The sequence below is a fragment of the Salinicoccus kekensis genome (assembly GCF_900220995.1).
Classification (GTDB): domain Bacteria; phylum Bacillota; class Bacilli; order Staphylococcales; family Salinicoccaceae; genus Lacicoccus; species Lacicoccus kekensis.
On the sequence record NZ_OBQF01000001.1, the window covers coordinates 32,333 to 51,252 of the forward strand.

Here is an 18,920-nt window from a genome sequence, read left to right on the forward strand (position 1 = left end):
TTTAGTAACTGTGAAGGTAGTATATCATGAAAAAAATTACAATCAAAGAGGTAGCGAAAGAAGCGGGTGTCTCTGTCAGTACTGTCTCACAATACTTAAACAAAAGATTTAGTTATATGAGTGAACCTACAAAGTTAAGAATCAATTCAGCTATAGAAAAATTAGATTATAAACCGAACTATCTGGCGAGAAATTTAAAAGGCGGTTCTACAAAAACGATAGGCATCATTGTCGCAAATATACTTCATCACTTTTCCACTTCGATCACCAGGAGTATTGAAGATATTTGTGATAAAAACGGTTATCATTTAATCATATGTAATGCTGATGATAATCCTGAAAAAGAAAGAAAATATATACAGAATTTGATGTCCAAACAGGTAGATGGTCTAATAATATTTCCGACTTTTGGGAATGAGGCGCTCTACCGTCAGCTGCTTGAGCAAAAATTCCCCCTGGTATTTATCGATCGTTATATAGAAGGTTTAGAAGTCCCTTGCTTTAAATTAGATAATATTGCTGCCATTAAAGAGTCATATGATTATTTGATGAAGTATGATTTGGATAGAGTTTATTACATCAGCACCTCACTGGAAAAAAGTATAACTCCGAGGATAGAAAGAATGAGAGCATTCAAGTCTATACAAAAAGAATCTGAGCTTACCATCAATCATTTAATCATTGCAAATAAAGTCAGGGATTTATCTAAGGAAATTTCAAAAGAAATAGATCTGTCGATTGAACGCAATGGGGTGATCTTAGCGAATGATTTTGCTCTTGCGGAATTTTTGGGATTTGCAAGCCAGAATGAAGTTGCTATCCAAGAGAAATTCAAACTGGTCTCAATAGACGATATACCGTTGGCACAGCTGTATCAACCACCAATTTCCACGGTCAAGCAGCCAATTGAAATCATATCTGAAAATGCTTTTGATTGTCTGCTTCAACAGATTAAGTTAAAACAACACAACTATGAATTTATCAATGAATACCCACCTCAGTTAATCGAGAGATAAAGGAGTTGATAGTATTTTGAAAGCAGTAGATATCCCCACAGCGAGGGATAGAGCGACAGAAAAACTGATAAGCAGAGGTCTGGAGAGGCGGCCTGCCGGTATAGTTGCAGATGTCTTGCTTCATGCAGATCAAAGAGGAGTTTCCTCACATGGACTTATGCGCCTCGAACACTATCTAAAAAGAATTGAACATGGTGGTTTAAATGTTCGGCCTGATATAAATATAGAGATGACTTCAGGATCTTCTTTTGTATGTGACGGGGATGATGGACTGGGACATTATATCGTCCATGAAGCAGTGGAATATGCTATAGATAAAGTAAAAGATCAGGGAATTGTAATGGGGTTGATTAAAAACAGCAGTCATTGTGGGGCGCTCTCTTATTACGTTAAAGAAATCGCTGAACATGGATACATCGGATTGATGTTCAGCCAAACGGACACGATAGCAGTTCCTTTCAAAGGAACCGCCCCATATTTTGGGAGCAACCCTATTGCTTTTGGTTTTCCAAAAGGTGAAGGAGAATATCCCACAATAATAGATATTGCAACTACTGAAGTCGCATTAGGTAAAGTGTTACATGCTCAAGGCTCAGGTGCACAGATTCCCTATGGCTGGGGTACCAATGTAAATGGAGAAGAGACAAATAATCCAGATGATATCAAATATCTAAAACACTTCGGTGGGCCAAAGGGATATGCTCTTGCATTTGCGATAGATGTTCTTACAGGAATTTTGGGGAATGAATCATATGGCACTAACATTCCTCCCATGTACGAAGAGCTGCATAAGTATCGTAATTTATCACAAAGCATTATATTGATTAACCCAAAGATGTTCGGCGATAATTTGATGTTTGAAAGTATGTTGAAACAGATGGAAGCAGAACTAAAAGATATTCCCACAACTGACGGTTCATTTGTAAAAATACCAGGAGAAATAGAGATGGAAAAAGCACTTGAATCCGATGAAGTGATTATCAATGAAGATACTTACCAAATATTATTTGAGGAGGAAGAAAGATGAAGAAGTTTTTATGGTTGACCTTATTATCAGTTATGGTATTAGCTTTAGCAGCATGTGGTAACGGTGGGGAAGAAGGAGAGGAAACAGACGACCAAGCAGCGGACAACGGTAATGATTCAGAAGAACAGGCAAGTGGTGATGGAGAGCAGATTACATGGAGTTTAGGACATTTATCCAATGAAGATCACATTTGGCACACCACGTCAGAAGAGTTCGCGAGACTTGTAGAAGAAAAAACAGATGGACAAATAAATATCCAAATCTATCCAAACAGCCAACTGGGTGGAGAAGTAGACACAATCAATAGTATCAGAGCGGGAAATACCGATATGGTTATTACTGGTGAATCTATGGAGAACTGGTCACCAAAAGCCGCTTTGCTCGCTGCTCCTTATGCAATTCGTGACTCAGAACATCTCCAGACAGTAGTAGAAGGAGATGTAGGCAGTGAAATTGAAGAGGATATCGTTGATAAAGTTGGAGTGACGCCATTATTTTATATGGAGAGGGCACCAAGGAACCTTACTTCTAATGATCCAATCGAATCACCGGAAGACCTCAGTGGATTCAGCATGAGAATCCCGAACGTACCGCTCTTCATGGATGCTTGGAGTGCAGCTGGAGCAAGTCCGCAAGTTATGGACTTTAGCGAGGTATTTACAGGATTACAGCAAAACGTTATCGATGGTCAAGAAAATCCGGTAGATCTTATCCACAGTGGAGGACTGTACGAAGTACAAGAATATGTCAATGAAACAGAGCATGTTTATTCTTGGATATATGTTGTAGTCGGAAACGAGCAATGGGAGTCCATTGGAGAGGATCTGCAGGCAAGCGTCATGGAGGCAGCTGAAGAAGCCGAAGAATACGCTGCCGGTTTGCTTGGAGAGGAAATAGAAAACTATAGACAAATGCTTGAAGATGAAGGTATGGAGTTCGTCGAAGTGGACAGAGAAGCTTTTCAGGAAGCTATGCAGCCAGGCATTGAAAATTCACTTGACGAGGAACAACTGGACCTTTACGAGCGTATTATCGATACAGAATAAAGAATGGTGGGAGGGATGGATGATATCCCTCCCTCTACTATATTGAGGGTGAAATTATGAAATTAATTAAAAGCTTGTTTCGTGTACTTGATAAAATACTTTCAGTGCTCACAATTGCATTTTTCACAGCTTTAATTCTTATTGTTCTATTACAAATACTCACACGGTTCACTCCTCTTTCTTTTGTATGGACCGAAGAACTGACCCGCTATTTCTTTCTATATGCCATTGCGGCTTCAGCCGGGCTGGCAGTTGTGAGGAATGAATATATGGGAATCGATTTTATACTCGAACTTTTTTCAGATAAATGGAAGGCTATTTACTTAAGAGGGACCTACATAGTAATAATTGGGATGAATCTAGTTATCTCGTATTACGCATATGAGTTTGTCTTGCTCGGACAGGGCCAGATGACTTCCACACTTGGATTCCATATGGGTTATATACATCTTTCAATATTCCTTATGTCCTTTTTTATAATGATTTTTTATATTGAAAAACTTCTGAGTAAGGATGTGGATTTGAAATGATGGCATTATTACTATTCGGTTTATTTTTTCTCTTCATGTTTTTGAGAATTCCGATCGCATTCAGTCTGGCCTTATCTTCAATTATTTACTTACTGATAAACGGCATACCTCTTAACATTGTGCCTCAACGTATGTTTGGTGGATTGAATTCATTTGTCCTCATCTGTATTCCGGGCTTTATACTTGCTGGTAATTTGATGAACGCCAGTGGGATTACCGATAGAATCATAAAATTCGCCGACAGTCTGCTTGGGCATATAAGGGGAGGGCTGGGACTCGCTAACGTGGGCGCCTCCCTTGGTTTTGCAGGCATATCCGGAACAGCATTAGCGGATACTGCAAGTATCGGTTCTGTAATGATTCCTGCGATGAAGAAGAAAGGTTATGATGCTAAATTTGCAGCGGCAGTCACCTCAGCCTCTTCTGTAGTGGGTCCAATTATACCGCCTTCTTTACCTTTTATCATCGTTGGTACACTTGCTACTGTTTCTATAGGAGATTTGTTCATTGCAGGAGCTGTTCCAGGCTTCCTGATGGGAATTGGTTTAATGATACCTACTTATCTCATATCAGTGAAGAGAGGCTATCCAAAGGAAGCAAGGGTCCCTTTAACAGGCATCATTAAGGATTTCTTCGGTGCTTTTTGGGCTATCATGATGGTTGTTATTATTCTCTACGGAATTCTCAGCGGCTTCTTCACGCCAACTGAAGCATCAATCATAGCTGTAGTTTATGCACTTCTAGTTGGACTTTTTATATATAGAGATTTAAATATAAAAGATGTACCTAGTGTGATGCTCAAATCCATGATTCAGGCAGCATCAATAATGATGTTAGTTGCGTTTGCGAATCTTTTTGGTTGGATCCTGACAAGCGAGGGTATTCCTACTTTGGTCGCTAATACGATTCTTTCCATCAGTGCGAATGACATAGTCGTAATTCTGCTGATTATTCTACTGCTACTTATAGTAGGTACTTTTATGGAAACAATTGCAGCACTCGTTATTCTCTTCCCTGTTCTGCTCCCGGTAGCTTCACAAATTGGAATGGATCCCGTGCAATTTGGTGTAGTAATGGTGCTGGGTCTTGTAATCGGACTTTCAACTCCACCTGTCGGCGTCTGTTTGTTTGTCGCCTCAAGTATAGGAAAAGTGGGAATTTTAACAGTGAGTAAAGAGCTCATTCCTTTCTTGTTAGTAAGTTTGATTGTTCTCTTACTAGTTGCATTCGTTCCACAGATTACACTGTTTTTACCAAGTTTATTTGAATAATAGGAGTGTTTATAATGAAACAAGTACTTGTTAAAAAACCTCAGGACATACAGATTGTTGAAGCTGAGAAAATAGATAGGCCCCAGGGAAATGAAGTGAAGGTTAAGGTTATATATGCCGGACTTTGTGGTTCAGATGTCCACATCTTCGAAGGTCATAACCCTTTTGCAACTTATCCACGAATCATCGGGCACGAAGTTATGGGTGTCGTAGAAGAGGTCGGTGAAGATGTGTCCGACCTTGAATCGGGAGATCAAGTGATACTTGAACCGATTAAAACTTGTGGAGAATGCAGGTCGTGCAGAATAGGACGACCAAACATTTGTGAAAATCTTCAAGTTTACGGAGTGCACAGAGACGGTGGTATGCGGGAATACTTTGTTATTGAAAGTGACAAGCTTCATAAGATTTCCTCAGAGGTAACACCCGAAAAAGCAGTGCTCGCCGAACCGCTCACAATAGGTGCTCAAGCTTCATTAAGAGGAGAAGTTGGAGAAGGCGACACGGTACTTATACAAGGCGCCGGTACGATTGGTCTATGTTGTTTATTGATAGCGAAGCATAGAGGGGCTAAAGTGATAGTCTCTGATCTGGATAATGACAAACTGCAATTTGCTAAAGACAAAGGGGCAGATTATACAATCAATATCGGAGAAAACAATTTACTGGATGAAGTCTTTAAAATTACTGAAGATAAAGGTGTAAATGTCTCTATGGATGCTGTAGGTTTGAATGCAACATTTGAATCTGCGGTCAAAAGCTGTGCACCAGCTGGCAAGGTGGTGGTGTTGGGCTTTGAAGAAAAGCCGGCCCAAGTGAGCCAGGTGGATATTACAAAAGGAGAATTGGACATAAAAGGTTCAAGGCTTCAGACAGATCAGTTCCCTTATATTATTTCACTTCTTGAAAAAAATCTTATAGATGTTGATGGAATCGTTACACATATTAAAGATAAAGAAGAAATTAATGATGCCCTGGAATTATTTAAAGATAACTCAAGCAGAAAGATTCTTATAAAGTTCTAAGGGAGTGCTTTTATGGAAATGACATTCAGATGGTTTGGAGAAAAAAATGATTCAATCAAATTGGACGATATTCGTCAAATACCCAACGTGAGAGGAATAGTCTGGACATTGTTAGACCAGCCTGTCGGTGAAGTGTGGCCTGAATCTGAAATCGCACAGGAAGTAGAAAAAATCAGAAAGAAGGGTTTTCACCCTGAAGTGGTCGAAAGTCTGAATATACATGAAGATATCAAGTTGGGCAAGCCTTCAAGAGACGACTATATTGAGAAGTATATTAGGACGATGGAGTTGCTTTCAAAATACGGCGTTAAAGTGATTTGCTATAACTTTATGCCAGTCTTTGATTGGATAAGAACCGATTTGGAAAAACCCTTGGAAGATAACTCCACGGCGATGCATTATGAACATGAAATATTGAGCAACATGACTCCTGCAGAACTTATAAAGAATATGAAAGACAATACGACCTTTGAGCTTCCGGGGTGGGAAAAAGAAAAGCTGGATATCATTCAAGAACTATTTACAGAATATAGAAGTGTTACGAAAAAGGATCTATGGAACAATCTGAAATACTTTTTGGATGCTGTAATTCCCCGGGCTGAAGAATTGGATATCAAACTGGCAATTCATCCGGATGATCCACCATGGTCTCTATTTGAATTGCCAAGAATCATTTCAGATAAAAATGATCTAAAGAAAGTGATAAATCTTCATCCGAGCACTCATAATGGGATCACTTTTTGTACGGGGTCTTTGGGAGCAAATCGGGAAAATGATTTGGAAGAAATAGCTGGTGAATTTATCGATAAAATATTCTTTGCGCATATCCGAAATATTAGATACTTGAATAAAACGGATTTTGTAGAAACCTCACATAGAGAAAGTGACGGTAATATCCCTATCGTATCTATCATTGAGATACTGCAGAAGAACAATTACAAATATTACATACGTCCAGATCATGGACGTCAAATATGGAATGAAAAATGCAGGCCGGGGTATGGGCTGTATGATAGAGCACTTGGTATTATGTACTTGAATGGGATTATTGATCATATTATCAAGGAGGAAAAGCATTGAGTTACTTCAAAAATAAAAACATTGCAATTACTGGCGGAACCGGGATATTATGCAAGACCCTGGCAAGATTCCTGGTCCAACAAGGTGCAAATGTAGCAGTCTTATCTCGAGGCGAAGAAGCTGGCAAAGAGGTTGAAAAAGAACTGTCCGAGTATGAGGGACAAATCCGTTTTATAAGATGTGATGTGCTGGATGAGGATTCCGTGCAGAGTGCCAAAGAAGAATTCAATCAGATTTTTGGTAAATGCGACATTCTTCTCAATGGTGCGGGTGGCAATAATCCAAAAGCATCCACTACTTTTGAGACACACATAGAGGCCACAAAGCAAGGCCAGGGCTTTCAAGATTTGGATCTGAAAAGCTTTTCTAAAGCCATGGATCTTAATTTTATGGGGACAGTGATTCCTACACAGATTTTTGTGGAAGATATGGTTGAATCAGGTAGTGGAACCATTCTGAATATCAGTTCAATGAGCGCTTTCTCGCCAATGACAAAAGTTCCGGCATACAGTGCAGGCAAAGCTTCCATCAATAATTTCACTCAATGGTTGGCAGTGTATTATGGTGAAGCTAATATCAGAGTCAACGCAATAGCTCCGGGATTTTTCATTACCAAACAAAACTATGATTTACTCATCGATTCAGAAGGAGAGTATACCGCTCGTGCCAAGAAAATTTTGAATAACACTCCAATGAACAGGTTCGGTAAACCTGAAGATTTAATAGGGCCTGTAAAATGGTTATTAAATGATGAAGAATCGGAATTTGTTACTGGAATTGTTGTACCTATTGATGGTGGTTTTATGGCGTACTCTGGGGTGTAGTTTTAGAACAGTATTATGAGCATCTGACTCTCTACGGAGAGTTAGGTGTTTTTTTAACGGTTAAAAAGTAATCAAAAACAGAGGTGGCGCCTCCAAGCGGAACACAGCAGCAGTGGTCGAAGAACTGGAAATCAGTTTGATATTTGCAGAGTTTGCGAAGAAGTACTATAGGATGGAAAGTATTGCTTTTGAGAAGAAGTGCCATTGAAGAGGAAAGTGTTGAAAATTATATAAATGAAAGAAAGTCCCCTAAAGTTAATTTTGAATCACTTTAGGGGAATATCTTTTATATTATTGTATCATCTTCCGCTCTCTACTTGGCATTGAACCGCCAAATATTCATCTGAATTCTTCGTAAGCTCTTAAGAGAGTCTCTTCTGTACTGCTCTCCGTCGGAATGTTTATGAAATCGTTTTCATTATTGTTCAGCATATTTATAAATTCTTCAGGTGAATAAACGCTGAACTCCAAATACTCTTCTTCATCAATTCTGGATCCTTCGATGAATTGTCCCATATCTGCACTTCCAATCTTTGATGGTTAAATTATATCAATAGAATAAAGGTTTATTAGTTTATAAACTGTTAATCACTATCCTTCTGTCACCGGCTGTCTTCGTCTTTCCAAAGCTTTATCCACGTGTATATGCGGTGAGAACACGAAGTCTTCAGGACCGGAACCGACGACTGTATCAATGTTTTTGCTGGTAGTAATGGTGAGGGCGGTGTTCCTGGTCAGCATGCAGATGGCATCCATCACATCGATGGATCTAAAAGTCTGTTTAAAGTTACTGCCATCCCTCAATGATTGCCAGGCGCTCAACACCTTCTCGTATTCTTTTCCTGAATATTGCTTGGCTTCCTTGATCGTCATTAAAACATATTCTTCTATTGAAGCGTTGTTGGTGACTTCAATATCGGCATCATCCGTCCGGCCTTCGGGTGAGAAGGCTAAAGCTGTTTTAATGCGTACCTTTGCGCTGTTGAAGGATTCCCTCATAAGGATTGGCGGCATCAATTCCTGGTCTTCGACAATCAGTCTTGTTATACCGCGTTCGTTGATCGCTGAAAGTATCTGCTCTGGTTCGTCCTGCAGAACAACCTCATTGCTCGGCGGCCATATATCAAGTGCGCCGTGTTCCATGTTTTGTTTGCCGACATGGAAAATATAAAATTCCGGATAAATGCGCAGTTTATCATCTTCATTCCCTAAAAGATGGCGATAAAAATCATAAAATTTCGTTATCGTTGCCGTCAGCAATATACTGGCACCGATTGCACCGGTGTCGCTGTTCACAACGATGCCCAACCGGTCGGCAGGGCTGAACCCCGGGAATATATCTTCAATATTCCCTTTTTGATTATTAACGGCGAATCCAAAATCATCTGATTTGAGTACTCTGCTGGTGTGCATGAATAAAAACCTCCGTTCATTGTTTTGATTTTAAATAATCGCTAAGCAGTTCAAGTAAAATAACAACACGCAAGTTGATGATAAAACCGCTGAGAAGCCCACCTGGCGGGAAGTTGTCCGGAGTGGAGCTGGTTATGAACAAGAAGGAGATGATCATGGATGAACCGGTACCGGCCAATATGCCCGCAACACCTGCATACAAGGAAAATAGTCTCAAAAAATTGAAGCTTTTGGTAAGCGCTTTCAATTTACTAAATAGTCTGATAATTATTCTTAAAAATCATGCTACTTTATATGCGGGCAAATGTCAATTGGAACTTACTTGTATTTGCCATATAGTTTTTTTATCAAAACAAATCATTATAATAAGAGTTTTTTAAATAGGTTTTAATATGTTAGGTTAATAGGGAATAAAAGATTTAAAAGTCATTGAACGACTATGCTGAAAGGAAGATTAGATGAAAACGGATCATGATTTGAATCAACTGCTGAACGCTTTGGACAGGCAGACATACGGCAGATATAAGCAGATTAAAGGGAAATACGATTTCGGCCAGTTCCGTCTAGCCGTCGACCATGTACAGGTCGATCCCTTTGCGCCGCCGTCCAAAATGCGAATCATCACCGACCGTAAAACCGCAGGCATCCCGGATGATATGCTCGATTCGAAAAGCAAGCGGATCGCCGCTTCCGATTTCCTGATACGGACTTTCGAAAAAAGCATCCAACAGCTCAATAAGCAGTCGAAAGGGCAGGGGAAGAACGGCAAAGTGTTCATCGACCGCTGCGGGCAGGAGATGCTCGAGCGGACTGCGGTCGTGATCGGTGATAAAGAAATCGAAGTCCGGATTGAAGTCGGCCTCCCTGCTGCGGGCCGGAAGATACTCGGCAAGGCAGCCGCTTCCATATTCAGTGAGATGCTGCCTGAAGCGGTGGAGACTTTATTATATAAAAACCTTGATCAACAGGGTTTGAAAGACCAGATCACCCTGATGCTCGACCAGGATTATATACTGAAAGTGATGAAGGAACGTAATCTGATCGCATTTGTGGCAGACGGTGCAGTTCTACCGAGGGAGAGCGGTGTGTCGGATCGGCCGATGCATAGTGCGGTACCTTTTAAGAGTCCGGAAAGCCTGGAGACGGAAATTGAACTGCCGGGCGGCCGCAAGATCACGGGCATGGGGATTCCTGAAGGGATCACTCTTATCGTCGGCGGAGGTTACCATGGCAAGTCGACGCTGCTCGAAGCATTGGAACGCGGAGTCTATCACCATATCGCCGGTGACGGCAGGGAGTTTGTGCTCACACGTCCGGATGCGGTGAAGATCCGTGCAGAGGACGGACGCAGCGTATCGGGTGTCGATATCGTACCGTTCATCAACAACCTACCGGGCGGTAAGGATACACGCAAGTTTTCAACGGCAAATGCCAGCGGCAGCACTTCACAGGCGGCGAACGTGATGGAGGCGCTGGAAGCGGGGTCTTCACTGATGCTGATTGATGAAGACACTTCCGCGACCAATTTCATGATTCGCGATGCCCGCATGCAGAAGCTGATTGCTCCGGACAAGGAACCGATCACACCGTTCGCAGATAAAATCCAGGCGCTTTATGAGGAGAAGGGCGTGTCCACCATCCTCATCGTCGGCGGATCGGGAGACTACTTTGAAGCGGCCGACCATGTGCTCATGATGGATGAGTACCGGTTGAAGGATGTGACGAAGGAAGCGAAGGCTATCGCCAATACCAACGGTTACAAAAGACCGGACACTTCCCATAAGGAGTTCGGTGCGCTGCCTGACCGCACACCGCTTAAAAAGAGCTTTGCCAAAAGGGGCAAGGACGGCAGGCTGAAGTCGAAGGGTCTCTACACCATCCTCTACGGCAAGGAATCCATTGACATCTCCGGCCTGGAGCAGCTCACGGATACAAGCCAGACGAATGCAATCACTGCAATGATTGAATACTTCAAGGATGAAGTGCTGGATGAAAGGGTGACGATATCTGAAGCGGCCGATAAAATATATGCCCATATTGAAAAGGAGGGCCTCGACGGCATTTCTCCATTCGGCGGACACCCCGGCAACATGGCGCTTCCAAGGAAGCAGGAGTTCATTGCTACGGTGAACAGATACAGGGGATTAAAGACGAAGTAATGATTTTGAAGCGTTTTTCATTCAAATAAGAGAGGTTCTCTGCTTTCATTCTCGACACTCTATTAAATAAGATGTATTTTTATAGTAAATAAAAGGGGGCATGAATATGAAAGACTTTAATTTATTCGAATCATTGGACAAAGGTCTAGATGAGGCAATATCTTATGCTGAAGGCAAAAGGGATGTGCGGATCAGGAGAATCAAGTTCAAAGAAAGAACTCACTATGCAGCTGAAGAAATTAAATCTATGAGAAAGAAGCGGTAGTTATTCCAAGGCCCATTGACCGTGTTGGTAAGTGTATCTAAAAAACGGTGGAGGCGTGAGAGGTAGATATCAATAGACCAAGTGCTCCAGCCGAGCGTTTATTGCAACTTATAGAAACCAATCCAGAAGTTTTTCCGGAAGAAATTACAGAGCCTGAAGAGGATTTAGTAAATCATTAAATCCTCTTCAGGCTTTTATTTAGATAATCAACTGCTAAATTCGTGATAATGTGTTCCCGTTGGTGAGCACGGTGTGCCTTCCATGATGTGAAGGTTTCTCTTTGTGAGGTTCATGCTGATTCCGAATGCAGTGACCGTATCCGTATAATGGGATCTTGCCGGGTTGCCGCCGTGCCTGCATATCGTATAAGGTGCGTTGTCATGGTTGGACAGCCACTCCCTGATCTGTTGATGATTAATCGGCTCATTTTCTTCGATTGCTGTGCTGATCAGTTCATCAATCTTCTCCAGTCTTTGATAGGAGTTTTCATGGGAGGAATGCTCAGTTTCCAAGTTGTCCAGTATCTCTGGTGAGCATATATGGTTGGTATGATATACATGCCCGGTTTTGGTGATTTCTCGTGAGTCAATATGTGTCACCGTCACTTCATTATTAACGATTCTCCGCATACTGTCTGAGTCATCCTGACCGACAAGAAGATTGGCGGCAGAAGCTACCTCCTTATTCTGAATAATTTCAAGAGCTTCATCGATATCGCCTGAGTTTAATATTTTCCTTAAGGTAATATGAATCGGCAGGGTGGGCTGACGGTCATTCACCCGGAGGGCATTCAGGCATACACCAAGCCCATGGTTGTTCATGCCGATTTTTCCGAGGATGCCCGCTTCAGTCACCATGACGACCTCTGTCCCGTCTGTTTCTATATCCAACGTCAGAAGACTCCTCTTCTGAGACGGCCGCCAGTCCCATGTCTGAGAGAGAAACAAATTTCCACTCCCCGGACTGATGACCCCGAAGCTTGTGCAGCCATCCGTATTTCCTGTCAGGGCGACCTCACTTCTGGTGTTGAGTGCCAGGATATCTTCAAAATCGACGGATGCCCCTTTGGCGATCCCTTCAATCTCTTCCAGGAACCCATCCCCGTGCCGGTCAAGATAGTTTATATGATCTTTAGCGATTTCACGTGCCTCATTCCATCCGATATTCTTCTCATGATGGAACAATCGTTCATATGAATCCAAGCTGTAATGCACTTCCTTTTTTGCCTCCGCACCGTGCTGGTAACCAATCTCATAAGCCTTTCCCTGTATTTTTAAATGCTTCAAAATTTACTGCACCCCTTGTTTTATTGAAAGATTCATTTTGAATCAGTATTAAGTATAATAAAGCCCTTTGTGTAATAAGTATATACCCATGACATACACAAGATACTCAAGGTAGGTGAAGACTATACAGCTCCGTACCTCATTGCCCTGTAAATATTTTACTGGTATACTTTGGGTTAATTTAAATAAGGAGGAATTTCATGAAATGCCCGAATTGCAGTGCCGAAATTTTCGAGGGGGACAAGTTCTGCGGTGAGTGCGGCTATGCGCTCGCAGGTAAGAGTGAAGCCACCATACATACCGCTTCAGAGAGTGGAAGCAACAGCGCAACATATAATAACGAGGAAACGGCATACGCCGATGCGCCTCATGCCGCAGATCATCAAGCTGGAGGAGGGCCATCCTACTTTTCCGAAGTGCTTTCATTCTTTAAAGCAGCACTGCTATCACCCGGCCGGACGATCGGTTCCAGCTTCAATATCGGCGTGACTTCCGGTACTGTCGGTCTGCTTATACTGCTTGCATCCCTGCTCACTTTCATACAGATGCGGGTGGCAATGGGGGAGTTATTCATCACGTTCTCCACATTATTTGAAATGCTGATCGTGCTTGCAATCATGGTTGCGGTGTTCTTTGGTGTTACATATCTGCTGCTCGCTATCGTCATCCGTCAGAATCAGCATTGGCACCGTGTCTTCAATGATTACGCCGTCACCATGGTCATCACCATTTCATTTTTCATCCTGGCGGCTTTACTGAATCTGGTGACCCTTTATGAACTGGGGATCATTGCCGGGCTGATCGGGTTTTTATTGTTCATCACCACACCAATCTACCTAATGCTGAGATATGCAGAGAACAATAACGTGAAGTTCGACAGTTTTTATGCGATCATCATCTATTTTGTCTTGGTCGCCATCGTATTCTACCTCATCATAAGGATCTTCATGATCACTTTCTTCGCTAATTTTTTATATGATATCGAACGTATGATGATGTTTTAAGTAATGGAAGAGGAGCAGAATAATGAAATATTGTAAGAATTGCGGGCAGGAAATCCGCCCGGATGTCAAAGTATGCACCAATTGCGGCCAAAAGGTCGACGAGCAGGAGAAAGAGAAGCAGGCCCGTCCGGCACCTGCGCCGATGGACCCAAAAAAGAAGAGAAGGATCGGCATCATCATTGGAGCGGTCGCTCTCGCGGCAATTGTACTTGCGGTGGCCTACAGTCTGATTGCGAATGCATTGTCGCCTGACAACCAATTGGATACGATCGCTGAAGCGGTCACGAATGAAGATGCGGAGGGGTTGAGGAATGCCGTCGATAATGACATCACCCTGGATGAAGCCGAGGCGCATATCGCCTATATCGACCGCAATTCCGGGTTTTCACAATATCAGACCTGGATTGAAGATCTGAAGTATTACCTGGATGAGCAGGTACCCGGGAACGAAGTGCATGACGGGCTGTATCCACTGCTGTCTGTCGGCAGTAATGGCACACAGTATCTTTTCTTCGACGACTATAATTTCACGATACCGCGCTTCAATGTTTATGCTTCAGACGATTATGATATTGATGCATTCACTTATACAATGGATGAAACGGAACAACAGTGGAATTCGGACAACGAGAAGTTTGCCGAACTGGTTCCGGGGATTTATGAGTTTGAAGGGGCTGCAGTCATTGACGAAGAATCTTATGACTCGACGATGCAGGTGGATTTCGAATATGGCGAAACTGCATTTTTGAATCCGGGCTTCTTCTACCTGACGTTTGATGAAAATGCCACTTCCCTGTTTTGGGAGGGCATCGATGAAGAGGATATCACTGTCAATGTGAATGATGAAGCGGTCAATGTGGACTTGAGCGATTATGATAACAGGGTGGGGCCGTATGCTTTCGGTGAGGAACTGGCTGTGGGCGCCACACTGGATTACGCAGGTGAAACTTTTGAGAGTGATGCAGAAATGGTCCAGATCGATGCCGATGAAGCTGAAGATATTTATTCCGCGGGCGGTATGGAGCCGGTGTATTCAGTAAATCTGGAATTTGATGAAGATGCGATATCTGAAGCCGGTGAAGCCGAACGCACTGCAGAAATGGCGGATGCTGAAAGGGAATCCTTTGAAGAGGATATGGAGGAGAACGTGGAGAATTTTGTCCGCGATTACCTGTTTGCCCTTGAAATGATGTATCTATTTGAAGACATCAATGAAGTCGATCCATACCTCGATGAAGATTCCAGTGCCTATGCCACTCTCCAGAGCAATCTGGATAACGGCACATTTGAAGGGATGTTCATCACCAACATCAGTGCCTCGAACTTTTCTCAAGACGGCAATACAATGACGATTGATGTGGAGAGCACGAGGGATTATGACAGCCTGGATGATCCAATCGATTTCAATACACGGTACAACGTCGATTATGATCCGGAAACACTTGAGCTTGAAATCGTGAGTTTTGAAGATCTTTAATATTTTAACACCGGAGTGTCATACTCCGGTGTTATTTTATTGGGAAAACATATAAAATACATATTAATGATAGTCGTATTTTTATGGTGGTCTGTAAAATCGTTGTACTACTCTTTTATAGGAAGAGCAGGGCGGTAATTCATATATATGTTGGAAGGGCTTTAGATTATGAAGACTTTTAAACCGGAACATATTTTTACTGGCATAATAGCTGCTTTGTTAACATCCTTCTCAGGCATGGTGATCATTGAATCTGCCCAGGGACTGGGAATGATTGAATCACAGCTTTTTTCGTGGATGTCTTCTATATACGTGGTCGGTGGCTTAGTCAGTCTGGTGTTAACGCTTAAATACAGGATGCCTCTGATTGGTGCCCATTCTTTAGCTACCGCAATCTACTTAATACCGGTGATGCAGGGTTTCAGCATCAACGAGATGGTGGGGGGATATTTAATTGCCGGCCTGCTACTTCTGGTGATCAGCCAATTGAAATTCCTGAGGGACTTCATCCTTTCCATACCGAATTATATTATAGAAGGAATGCTCGCAGGTATAGTGGTGAATTATATACTTAATTCGGTCTTGGATTTATCAATCTATATACTGGTACTGGTAGTATCAGTTATAGCTTATTTTCTGGTGCAGTTATACATTGAAAATATCCCGGGTTTTTTTGGCGGCTTGGCAGTGGTTTTTATAACCGGCTTGTTTGTTGGGTTTGAAAACTTTGAGGTTGATCAAGTGTTCTTTACGGTGGAGTTCATAGTGCCGCAAATTGATTTGGTGACCATTACTGTGATTTCGCTGCCTGTTGCTGTAATGATACTGAGCAATGAAGTTTCCATCTCTTTAAGTGCTTTAAAGAAGAATGGCTACGAAGTGCCTTTTCAGCAAGTGGTTTTATCTTCAGGCATTGGCACATCCATCGTCAGTTTATTCGGTGGGCATGCAGCCGGGATAGGCGGCATGTCGACGACAATCTGCAGTAATGAGGAGTCCGGGGCGAAAAGTGAGAGATACAAAAGCGCACTGGTGGCTGGAATTCTAATCGTGCTTTTTGGAATGCTTGCACCTTTGATGATCACCCTGATGGGTGCAATTCCGGCACAATTGATATCCATCATCGTCATACTCACTTTGCTGGGCATTTTACTGAACTGCTTCAAAAGTTTAAAAAACCTGAAATCAAAAGCCAGCATCATCATTATGCTGATTTCATTTTTCATTTCAGCAATAAATATCAACATTTACATTTTATCAGCACCCCTGCTGAGTTTGATTGCAGGTACAATTTTGTACTCAATTTTTATAAAGAAAGCAGACTGAGGGATGGCCGGAGAAGTTTCCTGGAATCTCTCCAGTTCCCGCAGCTGCCCCTGTCCTGCCGGAGTATTATATAGAATAGATGCTCAGGATTCTGGAAGTTTAACCTTCATTGAAGCATGTAATGGGCTGTTGGGAACAATCGTTATATTTCAATTTTGTTCAACGCAATTTTGATCAGAAAGGAATAATTGATCACATCCTCAAGCTTCCAAAGGTCTTCTTTATCATGCTCAAGCGTCGCGGCATAGACTTCCTTCAGCTTCCTGAATATCCTGTAGACTTCACCGTCGCGTTCCTTGATCGTCCGCTCGGCCTGCCTGGCATTTGTGAAGTCGACCGAGTATCGCCTTTCCAGCTCTGCCTCTAAAAACTTATACATCCTCGTGATCGTTGCATTGCTGCCATTTTCATAATAAAAACCGATGAGGATGTTATTGTCCGTAAGCAGCCGCATCATTTCGCTGTCTGTGGATGTAGCAGCCAGTGTTCCACCCGGCAAGCCACCGGCGCCGACAGGCGGAATCTCCCTGTCTTCTGCATCATGACTTTTTACTGCATTCCCCAAATCCTCACTCAACTGTCTGGCTCGAAAGTTGACGTAGGCATCATGAAAACCGATCCTGGTGACTCTCCCAAGAAGGTCCAGTATCTGTTTATGGTATACGATGATGACGATGAGCAGCAGCCATGCCATATTGAAGTTCGACAGTATCACATCGAGGAACTCATGAATCCATCTTAATGTATTTTCCATATTCGTCTGCCTCTCTTTTTATATAATTTCCAAATGTTTTATATTTCGAATGTCCGGGAATGATTGTGGATGTAAATGAATCAACCATTCAATTCGAAAGGATGATATATATGAGTAAAGTTGCCATCATCACAGGCGGGGGCAGCGGCCTCGGCCAGGCGACGGCGGTGCGCCTCGCAGAGGAGGGCGTCAACATCTCCGTCGTGGACATCAGTGAAGAGGGCGGCAACCGCACGGTGGAAATGGTGAAGGACAAGGGGGCAGATGCCATCTTCATCAAAGCGGATGTATCGAAAAATGAAGACGTTAAAAATTATGTGGACGAGACGGTGTCGCATTTCGGCACGATCGACTACTTCTTCAACAATGCCGGCATTTCCGGCAGCGGTAAATACTTCCTTGATTCCGATATCGATGAAATTGAAAAGATCGTCGGCATCAACCTGCTCGGTGCATTGTACGGTGTCCGTCATGTGGCGGAAGTCATGAAGAAGCAGGGCAGCGGCGCGATCGTTAACACCGCTTCAAGCGCCGGCGTCATCGGTCAGGATTCCGTGGTCATTTATTCCGCGACTAAGCACGGCATCATCGGTCTTACAAAAAGCATGGTGGCTGAATACGCAAAAGACGGTCTCAGAGTCAACGCGATCGCACCGGGGCCGACGGAGACGGAAATGGTCCGGAACTTCTATAAGGACAATCCTGAAATGAAGGAAAACGCTGAAAGCGGCATCCCGCAGAAGCGTCTCGGCACACCGGAAGAAGTGGCGGAGCTTGTGACGTTCCTCCTCACTTCAAAAGCGGAGTATATTAACGGCGAAGTCATCCGCATCGACGGCGGCTTCACCAATGTAAAATAACTTTCGTGGCAGCCTTCAATGGTTGCCTTTTTCATTTCAGCTTTTGGTGATCTCCTTGATGAAGATCACAGTAGGGACGACGATGCCGAGGAATGCCTCGAACAGCGAGATGTACCGGACGGGTCCGATCGGTGTCAGATCGCCGTAACCGATGGATAAAAGTGTCACGCCGCTGTAGTAGAGCATTTCTGCGAAGTCATGTTCTTCCATCACTTCGCCTTGGATATTGTCGATCAGTATCGGCCCATCCAGTGATATCAAATAGTAGATCACCGCAAAGCTGAGCAGCAGACCGGTCATCACCGTGAAGATGTACAAGTACAGCGGCCACTGCATGGAGAACTTGTGCGTCTCCTGCATTTCACCTTTCTTCTTGGCAAAAGCCCCGAGCTGATACAGAAAAAATATGATGAAGACAATAAGCAGTGCATATCCCATCCAATCCCCCCTGGAATTCATTTATGGCGCACTTTATTGGCACTGTGTATATTTACTTATTAATTTCCTGTTTGTGCTGATTCAAACATGAAAGGACTGTATGTTTAACTGCTCAGGCG

Annotated in this window: 19 protein-coding genes; 14 read left to right on the forward strand and 5 right to left on the reverse strand. The window is 42.9% G+C overall.

Translation table 11 applies throughout. The annotated features are described in order from the left end of the window. Positions 1 to 26 precede the first annotated feature (26 nt). Genes CRN96_RS00135 through CRN96_RS00170 form a run of 8 tightly spaced genes read left to right on the forward strand, consistent with a single transcriptional unit; the run spans position 27 to position 7,819 of the window. Entirely contained in the window at positions 27 to 1,016 is a 990-nt protein-coding gene (locus tag CRN96_RS00135; protein WP_097037998.1) for a LacI family DNA-binding transcriptional regulator, read from the forward strand. A gap of 16 nt (positions 1,017 to 1,032) precedes the next feature. Next, the gene (locus tag CRN96_RS00140) at positions 1,033 to 2,043 is read left to right on the forward strand and encodes an Ldh family oxidoreductase (protein ID WP_179647053.1); all 1,011 of its coding nucleotides are present in this window, start codon (positions 1,033 to 1,035) and stop codon (positions 2,041 to 2,043) included. After that, the gene (locus CRN96_RS00145; protein WP_097038000.1) at positions 2,040 to 3,089 is read left to right on the forward strand and encodes a TRAP transporter substrate-binding protein; all 1,050 of its coding nucleotides are present in this window, start codon (positions 2,040 to 2,042) and stop codon (positions 3,087 to 3,089) included. Before CRN96_RS00140 ends, CRN96_RS00145 begins: the two co-directional genes overlap by 4 nt. A gap of 56 nt (positions 3,090 to 3,145) precedes the next feature. After that, a complete protein-coding gene (locus tag CRN96_RS00150) occupies positions 3,146 to 3,619 on the forward strand; it encodes a TRAP transporter small permease (RefSeq protein WP_097038001.1) in 474 nt (157 codons plus the stop codon). Continuing rightward, the gene (locus CRN96_RS00155) at positions 3,616 to 4,890 is read left to right on the forward strand and encodes a TRAP transporter large permease (protein ID WP_097038002.1); all 1,275 of its coding nucleotides are present in this window, start codon (positions 3,616 to 3,618) and stop codon (positions 4,888 to 4,890) included. The genes CRN96_RS00150 and CRN96_RS00155 overlap by 4 nt, the downstream gene beginning before the upstream one ends. Positions 4,891 to 4,904: 14 nt before the next feature. Beyond that, a complete protein-coding gene (locus CRN96_RS00160) occupies positions 4,905 to 5,915 on the forward strand; it encodes a zinc-binding alcohol dehydrogenase family protein (RefSeq protein WP_097038003.1) in 1,011 nt (336 codons plus the stop codon). A 12-nt stretch (positions 5,916 to 5,927) separates the two neighbouring features. Further along, positions 5,928 to 6,995 carry a mannonate dehydratase gene (uxuA, locus tag CRN96_RS00165; RefSeq protein ID WP_097038004.1) on the forward strand — a complete coding sequence of 356 codons (1,068 nt, stop codon included), beginning with the start codon at positions 5,928 to 5,930 and terminating at the stop codon, positions 6,993 to 6,995. Continuing rightward, positions 6,992 to 7,819: an SDR family oxidoreductase gene (locus tag CRN96_RS00170; protein ID WP_097038005.1), complete on the forward strand. Its 828-nt coding sequence runs from the start codon at positions 6,992 to 6,994 to the stop codon at positions 7,817 to 7,819. The genes uxuA and CRN96_RS00170 overlap by 4 nt, the downstream gene beginning before the upstream one ends. 339 nt (positions 7,820 to 8,158) lie before the next feature. On the opposite strand, the gene CRN96_RS13180 is transcribed toward CRN96_RS00170, so the two are convergent. Together CRN96_RS13180 and CRN96_RS00175 are read right to left on the reverse strand one after the other, a co-directional pair. Then, positions 8,159 to 8,335, reverse strand: a complete 177-nt coding sequence (locus CRN96_RS13180) for a hypothetical protein (protein ID WP_179647054.1) — start codon at positions 8,333 to 8,335, stop codon at positions 8,159 to 8,161. A gap of 75 nt (positions 8,336 to 8,410) precedes the next feature. Continuing rightward, entirely contained in the window at positions 8,411 to 9,232 is an 822-nt protein-coding gene (locus CRN96_RS00175; RefSeq protein ID WP_097038006.1) for a hypothetical protein, read from the reverse strand. Positions 9,233 to 9,690: 458 nt separating this feature from the next. On the opposite strand from CRN96_RS00175, the gene CRN96_RS00185 reads away from it, so the two are divergent. Both CRN96_RS00185 and CRN96_RS13185 read left to right on the forward strand, forming a co-directional pair. Continuing rightward, entirely contained in the window at positions 9,691 to 11,391 is a 1,701-nt protein-coding gene (locus CRN96_RS00185; protein ID WP_097038008.1) for an ABC-ATPase domain-containing protein, read from the forward strand. A gap of 106 nt (positions 11,392 to 11,497) precedes the next feature. Next, complete coding sequence (locus CRN96_RS13185) at positions 11,498 to 11,656, forward strand: hypothetical protein (protein ID WP_179647055.1); 159 nt, start codon at positions 11,498 to 11,500, stop codon at positions 11,654 to 11,656. Positions 11,657 to 11,862: 206 nt separating this feature from the next. Here the strand turns inward: CRN96_RS13185 and CRN96_RS00190 are convergent, their stop codons facing one another. Continuing rightward, positions 11,863 to 12,942, reverse strand: coding sequence for a C45 family autoproteolytic acyltransferase/hydrolase (locus tag CRN96_RS00190; RefSeq protein WP_179647056.1), 1,080 nt, complete (start codon positions 12,940 to 12,942; stop codon positions 11,863 to 11,865). Between the two features lie 200 nt (positions 12,943 to 13,142). Between CRN96_RS00190 and CRN96_RS00195 the strand changes: the two genes are divergently transcribed. From CRN96_RS00195 to CRN96_RS00205, 3 genes are all read left to right on the forward strand, one after another. Continuing rightward, positions 13,143 to 13,946, forward strand: coding sequence for a zinc ribbon domain-containing protein (locus tag CRN96_RS00195; RefSeq protein WP_097038010.1), 804 nt, complete (start codon positions 13,143 to 13,145; stop codon positions 13,944 to 13,946). A 22-nt stretch (positions 13,947 to 13,968) separates the two neighbouring features. Beyond that, positions 13,969 to 15,423: a TcaA second domain-containing protein gene (locus CRN96_RS00200; protein ID WP_097038011.1), complete on the forward strand. Its 1,455-nt coding sequence runs from the start codon at positions 13,969 to 13,971 to the stop codon at positions 15,421 to 15,423. Between the two features lie 168 nt (positions 15,424 to 15,591). Then, the gene (locus CRN96_RS00205; RefSeq protein WP_097038012.1) at positions 15,592 to 16,749 is read left to right on the forward strand and encodes a benzoate/H(+) symporter BenE family transporter; all 1,158 of its coding nucleotides are present in this window, start codon (positions 15,592 to 15,594) and stop codon (positions 16,747 to 16,749) included. A 142-nt stretch (positions 16,750 to 16,891) separates the two neighbouring features. Here CRN96_RS00205 and CRN96_RS00210 read toward each other — a convergent pair whose 3' ends face one another. Beyond that, the gene (locus tag CRN96_RS00210; RefSeq protein WP_097038013.1) at positions 16,892 to 17,503 is read right to left on the reverse strand and encodes a hypothetical protein; all 612 of its coding nucleotides are present in this window, start codon (positions 17,501 to 17,503) and stop codon (positions 16,892 to 16,894) included. Between the two features lie 110 nt (positions 17,504 to 17,613). On the opposite strand from CRN96_RS00210, the gene CRN96_RS00215 reads away from it, so the two are divergent. Then, positions 17,614 to 18,363, forward strand: coding sequence for an SDR family NAD(P)-dependent oxidoreductase (locus CRN96_RS00215; RefSeq protein WP_097038014.1), 750 nt, complete (start codon positions 17,614 to 17,616; stop codon positions 18,361 to 18,363). A 36-nt stretch (positions 18,364 to 18,399) separates the two neighbouring features. Here the strand turns inward: CRN96_RS00215 and CRN96_RS00220 are convergent, their stop codons facing one another. Further along, complete coding sequence (locus CRN96_RS00220) at positions 18,400 to 18,801, reverse strand: potassium channel family protein (protein WP_179647057.1); 402 nt, start codon at positions 18,799 to 18,801, stop codon at positions 18,400 to 18,402. Positions 18,802 to 18,920 lie beyond the last annotated feature (119 nt).

What these genes read in the sequence shown, in the direction of transcription:
- CRN96_RS00185 (WP_097038008.1), top strand. Translation starts at nt 9,691, where the DNA reads ATGAAAACGGATCATGATTTGAATCAACTGCTGAACGCTTTGGACAGG.
- CRN96_RS13185 (WP_179647055.1), top strand. Translation starts at nt 11,498, where the DNA reads ATGAAAGACTTTAATTTATTCGAATCATTGGACAAAGGTCTAGATGAG.
- uxuA (WP_097038004.1), top strand. Translation starts at nt 5,928, where the DNA reads ATGGAAATGACATTCAGATGGTTTGGAGAAAAAAATGATTCAATCAAA.
- CRN96_RS00135 (WP_097037998.1), top strand. Translation starts at nt 27, where the DNA reads ATGAAAAAAATTACAATCAAAGAGGTAGCGAAAGAAGCGGGTGTCTCT.
- CRN96_RS13180 (WP_179647054.1), bottom strand. Translation starts at nt 8,335, where the DNA reads ATGGGACAATTCATCGAAGGATCCAGAATTGATGAAGAAGAGTATTTG.
- CRN96_RS00160 (WP_097038003.1), top strand. Translation starts at nt 4,905, where the DNA reads ATGAAACAAGTACTTGTTAAAAAACCTCAGGACATACAGATTGTTGAA.
- CRN96_RS00220 (WP_179647057.1), bottom strand. Translation starts at nt 18,801, where the DNA reads ATGGGATATGCACTGCTTATTGTCTTCATCATATTTTTTCTGTATCAG.
- CRN96_RS00175 (WP_097038006.1), bottom strand. Translation starts at nt 9,232, where the DNA reads ATGCACACCAGCAGAGTACTCAAATCAGATGATTTTGGATTCGCCGTT.
- CRN96_RS00210 (WP_097038013.1), bottom strand. Translation starts at nt 17,503, where the DNA reads ATGGAAAATACATTAAGATGGATTCATGAGTTCCTCGATGTGATACTG.
- CRN96_RS00215 (WP_097038014.1), top strand. Translation starts at nt 17,614, where the DNA reads ATGAGTAAAGTTGCCATCATCACAGGCGGGGGCAGCGGCCTCGGCCAG.
- CRN96_RS00145 (WP_097038000.1), top strand. Translation starts at nt 2,040, where the DNA reads ATGAAGAAGTTTTTATGGTTGACCTTATTATCAGTTATGGTATTAGCT.
- CRN96_RS00155 (WP_097038002.1), top strand. Translation starts at nt 3,616, where the DNA reads ATGATGGCATTATTACTATTCGGTTTATTTTTTCTCTTCATGTTTTTG.
- CRN96_RS00150 (WP_097038001.1), top strand. Translation starts at nt 3,146, where the DNA reads ATGAAATTAATTAAAAGCTTGTTTCGTGTACTTGATAAAATACTTTCA.
- CRN96_RS00200 (WP_097038011.1), top strand. Translation starts at nt 13,969, where the DNA reads ATGAAATATTGTAAGAATTGCGGGCAGGAAATCCGCCCGGATGTCAAA.
- CRN96_RS00195 (WP_097038010.1), top strand. Translation starts at nt 13,143, where the DNA reads ATGAAATGCCCGAATTGCAGTGCCGAAATTTTCGAGGGGGACAAGTTC.
- CRN96_RS00205 (WP_097038012.1), top strand. Translation starts at nt 15,592, where the DNA reads ATGAAGACTTTTAAACCGGAACATATTTTTACTGGCATAATAGCTGCT.